This is a genomic window from Microbacterium arborescens (genome assembly GCF_049707515.1).
In the GTDB taxonomy this organism is placed as follows: Bacteria; Actinomycetota; Actinomycetes; order Actinomycetales; family Microbacteriaceae; genus Microbacterium; species Microbacterium arborescens_B.
Map to the genome: position 1 here is coordinate 1 of NZ_JBNAFI010000012.1, position 12,116 is coordinate 12,116.

Here is a 12,116-nt window from a genome sequence, read left to right on the forward strand (position 1 = left end):
TACGCATGAGCCGCCGTATCACTGGACGGAGCCCGATCAGCACCCGGCGTACCCGGCACCACATTGCCATCCAGATCGCACACGATCATGTTCTCCGGAGCCAACTCGTCATACGACACCCCCGACGGCTTGATCACGAACAGATCAGCCCCCGGAACACGCCCCGACACGTTCCCCCCGGTCCACACCACCAGCCCGTAACGCACCAACTCAGCGTGCAACGACGCCACCTCGGCCCGAACCCGCGCCACCGCGACTTCGGCCTTGACGCCGTCGACGTACTCGCTGCTGATCGCTGCGTTGCGTGCCACTCGAGTGCTCCTTCGCCCAGCCGCCGTCGGCGGGCCTCGATCGTGTGACGGTCGATGTGACCGTTCACATTGCGACACTATAGCCAGGGGCCGAACCCCGGTGTCAACTCCCGGCGTGTCTCGGATCGGTAACGACGGCTCAGCGACGCGGACCGGTCGAGGATCGCACGACGAGCTCGGGCACGAGCACGTCCAGTTCGACCTCCCCGGAGCCCTGGCCGAGCAGGAGATCGACGCAGCGACGACCGAGGTCGGCGAAGTCCTGTCGCACGGTCGAGAGCGGTGGCCAGAAGTGCGCCGCCTCGGGGATGTCGTCGAAACCGACGATGCTGATGTCGCGCGGACAGTCCAGACCTTCGTCGCGGATGGCGTGCAGGAGCCCCAGGGCCATCTGATCGTTCGAGGAGAAGATCGCGGTGAAGTCGCGCACGCGCAGGAGCTCACGGCCGGCGTAGTAGCCGAATTCCGCCGTCCAGTCGCCGAGCACGGGCGCGGTGGTCGGGATGTCGGAATCGCTCATCTCCTCGAGGAAGCCGCGCATCCGCGCCTCCGCCTCGATCCAGTCCTGCGGACCCGCGATGTGGTAGATCGACCGGTGTCCGAGCTCGATGAGGTGCCGTGTCGCCAAGCGTGCACCCGCGATCTGGTCGACCGACAGGGCGTGCCCCGGATCGACTTCCGTCGACTGCAGGGTGACGTAGGGGATGCCGATGGGTTGCGCCGCCAAGGCTCGGAACACCCGCACCTGCGGCGCGATGACGACGAGTCCTTCGACCGCCTGGGCGACCAGGTGCGCGAGCCCCGCCTGGATCGAACTCGGGTCCCGCGCATCGACGTTGGCCGTCGAGACCCAGTAACCCCGCTCGCGGGCCGCCGCTTCGATGGCGGCGATGGAGGAGGCCGGACCGTACTGGGTCGCCTGAGATGTGAGCACCCCGATCGTGCGCGACCGACTCGTCACGAGGGCGCGGGCGGCGCGGTTCGGGCTGTAGTCGAGCTCCGCCATGACGGCGAGGACGCGCTCTTTGGTCTCGGGGCGGATGCTGGAGTGGTTGTTCAGCACTCGGGAGACCGTCTGATGCGAGACCCCGGCCAGACGCGCGACGTCGCGAATGCTCGGGCGACGGCCCGCAGCGTCTTCGCTCATGCTTCCTCCGGCCCGATGCGCACGGTCACATCGGCTCGAGCCCATTATGCACCGTCAGCTCGCTATGGCGCCGTCGGGTCGATGTGACAGTCACACCGCGACCGGATGCCGATGTGACACTGAGGATGCGCGTCACACTCGTGCACAGCCGCCCGATCTTCCGGACCCGGACGTATGCTGACCGCATGTCCGACCTCGCGCGTTTCCTGCCGTTGAGCCATCGGCCAGCGAACGACGCCACGGCGTCGTCCGACCGGCGGAGCCAGATCGCGGCCGTCCTCGCGCTCGCGGCGGCTGTTCTTCAGGACGCGCCCCATGACCGCCGAGATGCCTTCGTACGCGAGGCCGGTCTCAGCAGCGAGGACGGCGGCGGCTCACTGTCGGAGCTCGCCGACACCCTCGCGACGGGACGACGCCGAAGCATCCGCGAACTCACCGCCGTCTGCCGCGCCTACCTGACGCTGCCGGGCGAGCGCGCCCCGCTGCCCTTCGACGCGGCGGGCGCCGTGGCGCTGGCTTCGTCGGCCACCGCGCCCTTCGATCGGCGTGCGGCGATCGGGGGCCATACCGTTCGCGCGAGCGACGCCGGCTGGACCTTCGGGCGGGGTCCGGAGATCTCGGCGAGCGCCGATGAGATCGTCGCCTTCCTCACGGGGGTTTCGGACACGCCGCCTCGCCGCACCCTGCCCGACCGCAGACCCGTCAGCTGAGCCGGAGCAGGTCGCGGTAGAAGTCGATGCCTCGCAGCCAGACGTCCACGCGGATGCGTTCGTCATGCGCGTGGAGGGCTTCGCGCTCCGATGCCGTGAGCCGGAAGGGCGCGAAACGGTAGACGCTCTCGCTGATCGCGGTGAACCATCGACTGTCGCTCGCACCCAACTGCAGGTACGGCGTCGAGACGACCTCATCGCCGAGCGCGGAAGCGACAGCGGCGGCGATCCGCCGCCAGCCCTCGCCCCGCCACGGCGATACGGGTGAGGGATCGGAGCCGTGTCGAACCTCGATCTCGACCTCCGGGTCGGCGATCGCGCGCCGGACGCGTTCCGTCGCGGCGGCCACGGTGTCGCCCGTCAGCAGCCGGATGTTGACCGAAGCCCGCGCCGTCGTGGCGAGGACGTTCTCGCCCTCGGCCCCGTGGAGCTCCGTGACGACCGCGGTCGTGCGCACGAGCGCGTTGGTCTCCGCGCCGAACCTCGGCAGCGCGCGGACGAGCAGCCCGCCCGTGACGGCGATGTTCGCGAAGAGGGAGCGGAAAGGCTCGCGGGCGTGGGGAGCGAGCGTGCGGAACATCGCACGCACCGGCGGCACCAGACGCACGGGGGCGGGGCGCCGATGCAGCCGGTCGATCGCCCGGGCCAGCCGCGCTGTCGCCGGCAGCGGCGGCGGCGTGGAGGCGTGGCCCCCGGCTTCGCGAGCGATGAGACCGAGCGTCATCACCCCGCGTTCGGCGACGCCGATCATCGCGGTCTCGACGTCGACACCCGGCACGGCGCCCGAGACCACGGCACCGCCCTCGTCGAGCACGAGCCCGGGTCGGATGCCGCGGGCCCGCAGCACCCCGACGATCGCGGGAGCGCCCGTGCCCGCCACCTCCTCGTCGTGCCCGAACGCGAGATAGACGTCTCGAGCGGGGCGCCATCCCTCGGCGACGAGGCCTTCGACGGCCTCAAAGATGGCGACGAGCGATCCCTTGTCGTCGATCGCGCCGCGCGCGTGGATCGTCGCCTCCTCTCCCTCGCCGGTGAGCACGGCGTCGAAGGGCGGGTGCGTCCACTCCGCATCGACGACGGGGACCACGTCGTAGTGTGCCATCAGCACGAGAGGGGCCTCCGCGGCAGCGCCGGGCCAGCGGTAGAGCATCGCGTGCTCCCCCACCAGCTCGTACTCGAGCTCCTCGTGCAGGCGCGGGTAGGAACGCTGCAGGGTCGCACGGAAGCGGGTGAACGCCGCCTGGTCTGCTTCGGCCGGATCGGAGCGCGAGACGGTGGGGATGCGCAGGAGCTCCCGGAAGCGTTCGACGGCGGCGGTGTCCACCCTGCGAGCCTAAGCCTGCGAGCCTCAGCCGCGCGGCTCGGCGAAGCGCTGACTAGGCTCGCGTTATGACGAATCAGACGACGTCCGACAGCTCTCACGCCGGCCTGCGATGGGGCATCCTGGCGACGGGCGGAATCGCCCACGCCTTCACCCGCGACCTGCGGACGGCCGGCCGCGAGGTCGTCGCCGTCGGGTCGCGCACCCACGAGTCCGCGGCGCGGTTCGCCGGCGAGTACGGCATCCCTCGCGCGCACGGCTCGTACGAGGAACTCGCCGCCGACCCCGACGTCGACATCATCTACGTCGCCACTCCGCATCCGGGTCACCGCGACGCCGCCGCGCTCGCGATCCAGCACGGGAAGCACGTCCTGGTCGAGAAGCCCTTCACCCTCAACCGCGACGAGGCCGTCGCCCTCCAGGATCTCGCGGCCGGTGCGGGGGTCCTCGTCATGGAGGCCATGTGGACCCGCTACCTGCCGCACATGGTGCGTCTGCGCGAGATCGTCGCCGCCGGCACCCTCGGCGAGGTGCGCACGGTGTTCGCCGACCACACGCAGCGCATCTCCGACGATCCCGCGCACCGGCTCAACGACCTCGCGCTCGGCGGTGGCGCCCTGCTCGACCTCGGCATCTACCCGGTGTCCTTCGTCTGCGACCTGCTGGGGCTCCCCACCGAGGTGCGCGCCGTCGCCCGGCTGCAGGAGACGGGGGCCGACGCCGAGGTCGCCACCGTCATGACCCACCCCTCGGGTGCGGTCTCGACGACCGTGTCGTCCTCGCGGGGTGCGGGACCGAACACCGCCCACATCGTCGGCAACGAGGCCCGCATCGAGATCTCGGGGGTCTGGTACGCCGCGACGGACTTCCAGGTCGTCTCGCACGATGGCACCGTCATCGAGGAGTACCGCTCCGAGATCGAGGGGCGCGGCATGCAGTTCCAGGCACTCGAGGCCGAGGCGCTCGTCGCCGCGGGTCGCACCGACGGCGACGTTCTCCCGATCGCCGAGACCGTCGGGATCATGGGCGTGCTCGACGACATCCGTGCTCAGATCGGTGTGCGCTACCCGCAGGAAGGCTGACGCGTACACACGAGGGGCGGATGCTGGTACGGCATCCGCCCCTCGTCGTCTCGTGCCGGCCGGCCTAGGCTGCGAAGGGCACGACGCCCAGCACCACCGCGACGGCGAGCATGACGAGCGAGACGATCACAGCCCGCCACAGGACCTTCTTGTGGTGATCGCCGAGGTTCACGTTGGCGAGCGACACGAGCAGCAGGATCGCGGGGACGAGCGGGCTCTGCAGGTGGACGGGCTGCCCCGTGATCGATGCGCGCGCCATCTCGACCGGCTCGATGCCGTAGGTGGCGGCGCTCTCGGCGAGGATCGGCAGGATGCCGAAATAGAAGGCATCGTTCGACATGAAGAACGTGAACGGGATCGACAGGATGCCGGTGATCACCGCGAGGTGCGGTCCGAGCTGGGAGGGGATGACCTCGGTGACCCACGAGGCCATCGCGGCGACCATGCCGGTGCCGTTCAGGACGCCCACGAGCACGCCCGCGGCGAGCACCATCGACACGACCCCGACGATCGAGGGGGCGTGGGCGACGATCTCGTCGGCCTGCTGCTTCAGCTTCGGGAAGTTGATGATGAGGGCGAGAGCCGCGCCCACCATGAAGACGTACGCCAGCGGGAAGACATCCAGCACCAGCAGCACCATGACGGCGAGGGTGAGGACGAGGTTGACCCACACCAGTCGCGGGCGCAGGGTGGCGCGGTTCGGGTCGAGCATCGTGTCGGCCATCGCGGTGTCGCGCTCCTCGACCCACTGGGCCGCCGGCACGGGCTTGCGTCCGCGCACGGTGACGACGTTGCCGGTGCGAAGCGTCGCGAGGGCACCGGGGCGGGGGTCCGCGCCGCGGAACAGCTTCGGACCGCCGAGCACGCCGTCGCCGCCGCCGAGACGGGAGAGGTCGACGCTTCCGGCGAGGCGGCGGCGCTCGGAGAGCCCGAGGAACCACGCGAACGTCAGGGAGACGACGATGCCGGCGGCGAGCGAGGGCAGCATGGGCACGAAGACGTCCGTGGGCTGGAGTCCCAGCGCCGACGCGGCGCGCACCGTCGGGCCGCCCCAGGGCACGATGTTCATGGTGCCGTTCATCAGGCCCGCGACGCACGTGAGGACGACGGGGCTCATGCCGAGCCGCAGGTAGATGGGAAGCATCGCCGAGGTCGTGATGATGAAGGTCGTCGAGCCGTCGCCGTCGAGCGAGACGACAGCGGCGAGCACCGCGGTGCCCAGCACGACCTTGGCCGGGTCGTCCTTCAGCACCCGCGTGATGACGCGGATGAGCGGGTCGAAGAGCCCGACGTCGATCATGATGCCGAAGTACATGATGGCGAACATCAGCAGGGCCGCGGTGGGCGCCATGCTCGTGATGGCGTCGATGATCATGTCGCCGAGGCCGAGCCCCGCGCCCGCGAACAGTCCGAAGGCCGTGGGCACGATGATGAGGGCGACCATAGGGGTGAGCCTGCGGGTCATGATGAGCGCCATGAAGGTGAGCACCATGGTGAATCCGAGGGCGACGAGCACACCCTCGGGCGGGATGAAGGCGAGGTCGTAGCCCTCGTCGGCCGCCGCAGCGGCCACGATGGTGGCGGGGGTGATCATGTCGACTCCTTCGTCGGCGGACGCGCGCGCCGGCGGCGCGATCGGATGAATCTAGGTCGAGCCGACACGGATGCGCGCGCTTGGGCGCATTCCCGTGACTTGAGCGCGTAGCGTTTGTTCTGCGCATTCTGCGCACGAGCAGGGAGGTGAGGATGCGGTTCACCACGCGGCTCTTCCTCGTGCAGCTGGCCGTCGTCGCGACGGTGCTGCTCGTGTGCACCGGCGCGTTCGCCGTGATCGCGGTCGCGCAGGTCCGAAGCGCCGCAGAGAAGAACGCCCTCAACATCGCCCGCTCCGTCGCGGCAACCCCTGACGTTCGCGCGGCGGTCGCGCGCTGGTCCGACGACCCGGGCACCCCCGCCGCCGCGGACCTCGTCGATGGGCCGCTCCAGGCGACAGCCGCCGCGATCGCCGGCCGCACCGACGCGCTCTTCGTCGTGATCACCGACGATCACGGCATCCGGCTCGCCCACCCCAACGCCGACCGCCTGGGCGAGACCGTGTCGACCCCGTTCGATCGCGTGCTGGCGGGGGCCGAGGTCGTCGACTGGGAGGTCGGGACGCTCGGGCGTTCCGCGCGAGCGAAGGTCCCGATCCTGCCGCCGAGCGGCGGCGAACCGGTAGGCGAGGTGAGCGTCGGCTTCGAAGAGGGAAGCGTGCTGGACGATCTGCCTGCCGTGCTCCTCGCCATCGGGATCGCCGCCCTCATCGCGCTCGGTGTCGGGATCGCCGCGGGATCCGTGCTGCGTCGGCGCTGGGAGAAGACGACGCTGGGCCTCCAGCCCGAGGAGCTCACGGCCCTCGTGCAGCAGCAGAGCGCCGTGCTCGACGGCATCGGAGACGGCGTCCTCGCACTCGACGAGAACGGTATCGTCCGCGTCGCCTCCGAGGCCGCCGAGCGCCTGCTGCGTCTCGACGGCGCCGTCGGACAGCCCCTGACCGCTCTTCCCCTGCCCCGCGACCTCGTCGCCGCGATTACCGCGGGGCTGCCGCTTCACCGCGTCGTCGTGGGTTCGCGCGTGCTGACGGTCGACGTGCATCCCGTGCGCCGCGGCGGCCGCGAGCTCGGCGACGTCGTCATCGTCCGAGACGACACCGACGTGGCGGAGCTCGGCGAGCAGCTCTCGTCGGTGCAGACGGTGACGGGCGCGCTGCGGGTGCAGCGACACGAGTTCTCGAACCGGCTGCACGTCGCGGCGGGGCTGATCGACGCCGAACGCGTCGACGATGCCCGGGCCTTCCTCGACGACCTGCTCGAGCGCGGAAGCGTCGCCACGCCGATCGCGCACATCGAGCGGGTCGACGATCCCTTCCTGCAGGCCCTGCTCGCCGCCAAAGCCGGCGAAGCGGCGGCGCAGGGCGTCACGATCGAGGTGGGCGAAGACACGCTCGTCCTCGGCGAGCTCCACCGGGTGGAGGATGCCGCAGCCGTCGTCGGCAACCTCGTCGACAACGCCGTCGCCGCGGCGCGCCGCGGAGCCGAGCCCCGCCGCGTCGAGGTCGGCTTCTTCGGCGACGGCGACGCGCTCGTCGTCACCGTCGCCGACTCCGGTCCCGGGGTGCCGGCGGGCCGAGACGTGTTCGCACCGTCCGCGGGGCCGAGCGACGATCGCGTGCGCGGCCGAGGCATCGGCCTCCCGCTCTCGCGGGAACTCGCTCGTCGTCTCGGGGGCGACGTCTGGTTGATCGACCCGGGCGGCCCGGCAGCCGCCGCATCCCCGCCGTCCCCGGCGGATCCGCCCACGGGCTCCGCGCCCACGGGCGCCGTCTTCGCCGCCCGCCTGCCCGGCGTCCTTCGCCCACCTGGCGCGGCCGGCACGCCCAGCGCTCGACCCGACGAGGAGACCGATTCATGACCACCGCTCCCCCGCTGCGCGTACTGGTCGTCGACGACGATTTCCGGGTCGCGGGTCTCCACCGCGACGCCGTCGCCGCCGTGCCCGGATTCCACGCTCTGGCGCCCGCCCGTTCACTTGCGGCGGCGCGCACTGCCATCGACGAACACCGCCCCGATCTCGTGCTCGTCGACAACTACCTGCCCGACGGCGAGGGGGTCGACCTCGTCCGCGTCATCGACGTGGACGCCATCGTGCTGTCCGCGGCGACCGATGCCCGCACGATCAGCCGGGCGCTACGGGCCGGCGCGATCGGCTACCTCATCAAGCCGTTCGAGGCACGAGCGCTGCGGGAGCGACTCGAGCGCTACAGCCGCTACCGGAACGTCCTCGACGCCCCCGACCTGGAACAGGACGACATCGACCGCGCGCTGTCGATCGTGCATGGCGGGCCCGCGACCGCAACACGGTCGGCGACCGAGCAGATGATCCTCGCGACGCTCGGAGCGGACGAGGCCTCGGCGGGCGAGGTGGCCGCTGCGTGCGGCATCTCACGCGCGACAGCCCAGCGTCACCTCGCGGCCATGGCCGCACGCGGCGTCGTCGAGGTGCGGCTGCGGTACGGGTCGACGGGACGGCCCGAGCACCGCTACGCCGCGTCGCGCGGCTGACGCGTCGACCACCAGGCCCAGAGCACCAGCACCGGCTGGAAGAAGAGCCGCACGAATCGGCGCCGATCGGTGTCGAGGCCGAAGGCGCTCCGCCCCTTCCGCCACTGGTCGAGATTGCCCGGGAAGACGGCGATGAAGAACGCGGCCAGAAGCGATCCGATGCGGGAACGCTCGCGTGGGAGGGCGATGAGCGCGAGGCCGAACAGCGCCTCGACCGCGCCCGAGGCGACCACGACGCCGTCCCGATCGATCGGAAGCTTGTCGACGACGACGTCGGGCACCTGCGCCTGGAAGTCGCGACGCGCCCAGAACAGGTGACTCAGTCCGGCGAAGGTCATAGCGCCGGCGAGCAGCCAGCGGAGCGCGGTTCTCATGTCACCAGTCTGGCCGCCGGACGCCCGACCGGCCAGGTCTTGCGGGCGGGCCGGACTAGGCTTACCGGGTGCCCGGCTCGCTCGATCTCTCCCAGCTGAGCAGGTGGCCCGACGTCGAGGCGCCGGGACTGGTCGCCGCTGACTCGGCGGATCGGCTCATCCTCGCCGAGTCCGAGCAGGCGCGCGAGGACGCACGTCCGGGCGAGATCGTCGTCATCGGCGACGCGTACGGGGCACTGACCCTTGGCGCGTCGAACGAGGGCGCGAGCGGCATCCGGGTCCACCAGGATCCCCTGAGCGGCGAGATCGCCCTGGCGGCCAACGCGGCGCGGCTCGTGCCCGACGCGCGCTTCGTCTCGCATCCGCTGGAGACGGATCTCGTCGCCGGCGCGCGCGTCGTGCTGCTGCGGCTCCCTCGATCGCTCGACGCTCTCGCCGACATCGCGGCGACGATCGCCGCTGCGGCATCCCCCGACGTCGTCGTCTTCGCCGGCGGACGCATCAAGCACATGACGACGGCCATGAACGATGTGCTGCGCCGCTTCTTCACGCGCCTCGACGTCACGCATGCGCACGGCAAATCTCGCGTGCTCATCGCGCGGGGCCCCCTGCCGGCGCCTCTTCCCCAGCCGCGTCCGGGTCACAGCGACGGGCTCGAGACCCGGGCGTTCGGCGGCGCGTTCGCGGGACCGCGCATCGACATCGGCACACGGCTGCTCCTCGCCCACCTGCCCGCGCACGCACCCGGCGGAACAGCGTCAGACCCGTGGATCGACTTCGCGTGCGGCACCGGGGTGGTCGCAGCCGCCTGGGCGGTCCGGCACCCGGGCGTCCACGTGTACGCATCGGATCAGTCCGCCGCCGCCGTCGCCTCGGCCCGGGCGACCGTGCTCGCCAACGGTGTCGCGGACCGCGTCGCGGTCGCCCGCGACGACCTGCTGTCTCAGCGCGCCGACGGCAGCGCATCTCTGATCGCCCTGAACCCGCCGTTTCACTCGGGCCCGGCGATCAGCGACCGTATCGCGCCCCGCCTGTTCCTGGACGCGGCACGCGTGCTGCGCTCCGGGGGCGAGCTGTGGTGCGTCTGGAACTCCGCCCTGCGCTACCGGCCGGAACTCGAGCGCCTCGTGGGGCCGACACGGCAGGTCGCCCGCGACCGCAAGTTCACGGTCACGGTGTCGACCCGCCGCTGACGCCCTCAGTGGTAGCGGCCGCTGTAGGCGTTAATCGCCTGCTGGCCCCCGAGGTGCGCGTAGAGCACGTTGGAGTCCGCGGGGATGTCGCGCGACGACACGAGGTCGATCAGGCCGGCCATCGATTTGCCCTCGTAGACCGGGTCGAGGATGACGCCCTCGAGCCGCCCGGTGAGGTAGATCGCCTCGTCCGTCGACGCCACCGGGATGCCGTACTTCTCACCGGCCCAGCCCTCGAGAACCTGGATCTCGTCGTCGCGCAGCTCGCGACCGACGCCGATCAGCTCCGCGGTGCGGCGGGCGATGCGCTCGACCTGGTCACGGGTCTTCTCGATCGTGGCCGACGCGTCGATGCCGAGCACGCGGCGGGGCCGGTCGCCGAAGTTCGCGGCGAGATCGGCGAAGCCGGCGATCATGCCGGCGTGCGTCGAGCCGGTCACCGTGCAGACGACGATCGTGTCGAAGAAGACGCCCAACTCCTCCTCCTGCTGCCGCACCTCGTGAGCCCAGTTCGCGAAGCCGAGGCCGCCGAGGCGGTGGTCGCTCGCTCCCGCGGGAATCGCATACGGCTTCCCGCCGGCCGCCTCCACGTCGGCGATCGCGTCCTTCCACGAGTCGCGGAAGCCGATGTCGAAACCTGCCGGCGACAACCGGACGTCGGCGCCCATGAGTCGCGAGAGCAGGATGTTGCCGACGCGGTCGTTCACGGCATCCGGCCAGTCGACCCAGTTCTCCTGCACGACGACCGCCTTCAGGCCGAGGTGCGCGGCGACGGCTGCGACCTGACGGGTGTGGTTGGACTGGATGCCGCCGATCGATACCAGCGTGTCCGCTCCCTGGGCAAGCGCGTCCGGCACGATGTACTCGAGCTTGCGCACCTTGTTGCCGCCGTACGCGAGGCCGCTGGAGACGTCCTCGCGCTTCGCCCACACCCGCGCTCCACCCAGGTGGGCGGAGAGGCGGTCGAGGGGATGCACGGGACTCGGCCCGAAGGTCAAGGGGTGACGCGGGAAGTCGGCGAGGGTCATCGGTTCTCCTGGGGTGGGTGGAGCTCAGGCGGGATCGGGGTGGGTCAGCAGGCGCTCGAGCGTCAGCCAGTTCTCGCGCGTCGCAGCGGCGGCCGCCTCGACGTCGCCCGCTGCGCACAGCTCTGTGATGCGTGCATGGGCCGAAACGGAGTCCCGTCCGGAAAGGCTCGAGAATCGCGCACGCTCGAGGCGGCGCAGCAGCGGAGTCACCTGCTCGAGCAGGGTGCCCAGGAGCGGGTTCGCACTCGCGGCGACCGCAACCTCATGGAAGTCGTCATCCGCGGCCAGTGCCGCATCCACGTCTCCCGCGCCGAGGGCAGAATCGAACCGTTCGTTGGCCGCGCGCATCGACGCGAGGTCGGATGCCGTCAGCTGCGGCACGGCCTCCCGGACCGCCAGCTCGTGAAGCGCGGCCGCGATCCGCTGGGCCGCGAGAGCCTCGCGCTCGTCGAGCGGTGCTACCTCCGTCGCCTTCGCACGGCGGGTGCGAACCAGGCCGGCGACCTCGAGCCGAGCGATCGCCTCCCGGATGGGCGTGCGGCTCACCCCCAGCCACTCCTCCAGCTCGCTGTCGCGCAAACGAGCCCCCGGCTCGAGGCGGCCGCTCACGATCGCGTCACGCAGAGCGGTGTACGCGTGGTCTCGCAGCGAAGCAGGACGAGCGACGGGGGCGAGCGGCATGCAATATATTGCACACGATACGAGCCGAACAGTCAAATCGACGCCATGGGCGGGGGCGAACCGCGTCGCCGGGACCTGCCCGCACATACGGAAAAGGGCCACCCAGCGTTGGGTGGCCCTTTCACGAAAGAAGTCCGGCGGTGTCCTACTCTCCCACAGGGTCCCCCCT

General features: G+C 71.1%; 12 protein-coding genes. 5 read left to right on the forward strand and 7 right to left on the reverse strand.

Annotated features, from left to right (window positions below; all coding sequences use genetic code 11):
• Nucleotides 1-293, reverse strand: a 293-nt coding sequence (locus ACPYN5_RS15780; protein WP_424449895.1) for a class II aldolase/adducin family protein, incomplete at its 3' end; no start/stop codon positions are given.
• A gap of 157 nt (nt 294-450) precedes the next feature.
• Nucleotides 451-1,458, reverse strand: coding sequence for a LacI family DNA-binding transcriptional regulator (locus tag ACPYN5_RS15785; RefSeq protein WP_424449882.1), 1,008 nt, complete (start codon nt 1,456-1,458; stop codon nt 451-453).
• Nucleotides 1,459-1,643: 185 nt separating this feature from the next.
• Here ACPYN5_RS15785 and ACPYN5_RS15790 point away from each other — a divergent pair, with 185 nt between their 5' ends.
• The gene (locus ACPYN5_RS15790) at nt 1,644-2,168 is read left to right on the forward strand and encodes a hypothetical protein (RefSeq protein WP_424449883.1); all 525 of its coding nucleotides are present in this window, start codon (nt 1,644-1,646) and stop codon (nt 2,166-2,168) included.
• Here the strand turns inward: ACPYN5_RS15790 and ACPYN5_RS15795 are convergent.
• Nucleotides 2,161-3,492 (reverse strand): M20/M25/M40 family metallo-hydrolase, encoded by a 1,332-nt coding sequence (locus tag ACPYN5_RS15795; protein ID WP_424449884.1) that lies wholly within the window; start codon nt 3,490-3,492, stop codon nt 2,161-2,163. The two genes, ACPYN5_RS15790 and ACPYN5_RS15795, sit on opposite strands and share 8 nt — an antisense overlap.
• 65 nt (nt 3,493-3,557) lie before the next feature.
• Here ACPYN5_RS15795 and ACPYN5_RS15800 point away from each other — a divergent pair, with 65 nt between their 5' ends.
• A complete protein-coding gene (locus ACPYN5_RS15800) occupies nt 3,558-4,571 on the forward strand; it encodes a Gfo/Idh/MocA family protein (protein WP_424449885.1) in 1,014 nt (337 codons plus the stop codon).
• Nucleotides 4,572-4,635: 64 nt separating this feature from the next.
• Here ACPYN5_RS15800 and ACPYN5_RS15805 read toward each other — a convergent pair whose 3' ends face one another.
• Complete coding sequence (locus tag ACPYN5_RS15805) at nt 4,636-6,165, reverse strand: CitMHS family transporter (RefSeq protein ID WP_424449886.1); 1,530 nt, start codon at nt 6,163-6,165, stop codon at nt 4,636-4,638.
• Nucleotides 6,166-6,317: 152 nt separating this feature from the next.
• Between ACPYN5_RS15805 and ACPYN5_RS15810 the strand changes: the two genes are divergently transcribed.
• A complete protein-coding gene (locus ACPYN5_RS15810; RefSeq protein WP_424449887.1) occupies nt 6,318-8,021 on the forward strand; it encodes a sensor histidine kinase in 1,704 nt (567 codons plus the stop codon).
• Nucleotides 8,018-8,671, forward strand: a complete 654-nt coding sequence (locus ACPYN5_RS15815; protein ID WP_424449888.1) for a response regulator — start codon at nt 8,018-8,020, stop codon at nt 8,669-8,671. The genes ACPYN5_RS15810 and ACPYN5_RS15815 overlap by 4 nt, the downstream gene beginning before the upstream one ends.
• Here the strand turns inward: ACPYN5_RS15815 and ACPYN5_RS15820 are convergent.
• Nucleotides 8,650-9,045, reverse strand: coding sequence for a DoxX family protein (locus ACPYN5_RS15820; RefSeq protein ID WP_424449889.1), 396 nt, complete (start codon nt 9,043-9,045; stop codon nt 8,650-8,652). The genes ACPYN5_RS15815 and ACPYN5_RS15820 overlap by 22 nt on opposite strands.
• Before the next feature lie 68 nt (nt 9,046-9,113).
• On the opposite strand from ACPYN5_RS15820, the gene ACPYN5_RS15825 reads away from it, so the two are divergent.
• Nucleotides 9,114-10,238: a class I SAM-dependent methyltransferase gene (locus tag ACPYN5_RS15825; RefSeq protein ID WP_424449891.1), complete on the forward strand. Its 1,125-nt coding sequence runs from the start codon at nt 9,114-9,116 to the stop codon at nt 10,236-10,238.
• Between the two features lie 5 nt (nt 10,239-10,243).
• On the opposite strand, the gene ACPYN5_RS15830 is transcribed toward ACPYN5_RS15825, so the two are convergent.
• Complete coding sequence (locus tag ACPYN5_RS15830) at nt 10,244-11,266, reverse strand: 1-aminocyclopropane-1-carboxylate deaminase (RefSeq protein WP_424449893.1); 1,023 nt, start codon at nt 11,264-11,266, stop codon at nt 10,244-10,246.
• Between the two features lie 24 nt (nt 11,267-11,290).
• The gene (locus ACPYN5_RS15835) at nt 11,291-11,947 is read right to left on the reverse strand and encodes a GntR family transcriptional regulator (RefSeq protein WP_424449894.1); all 657 of its coding nucleotides are present in this window, start codon (nt 11,945-11,947) and stop codon (nt 11,291-11,293) included.
• Nucleotides 11,948-12,116: the final 169 nt, after the last annotated feature.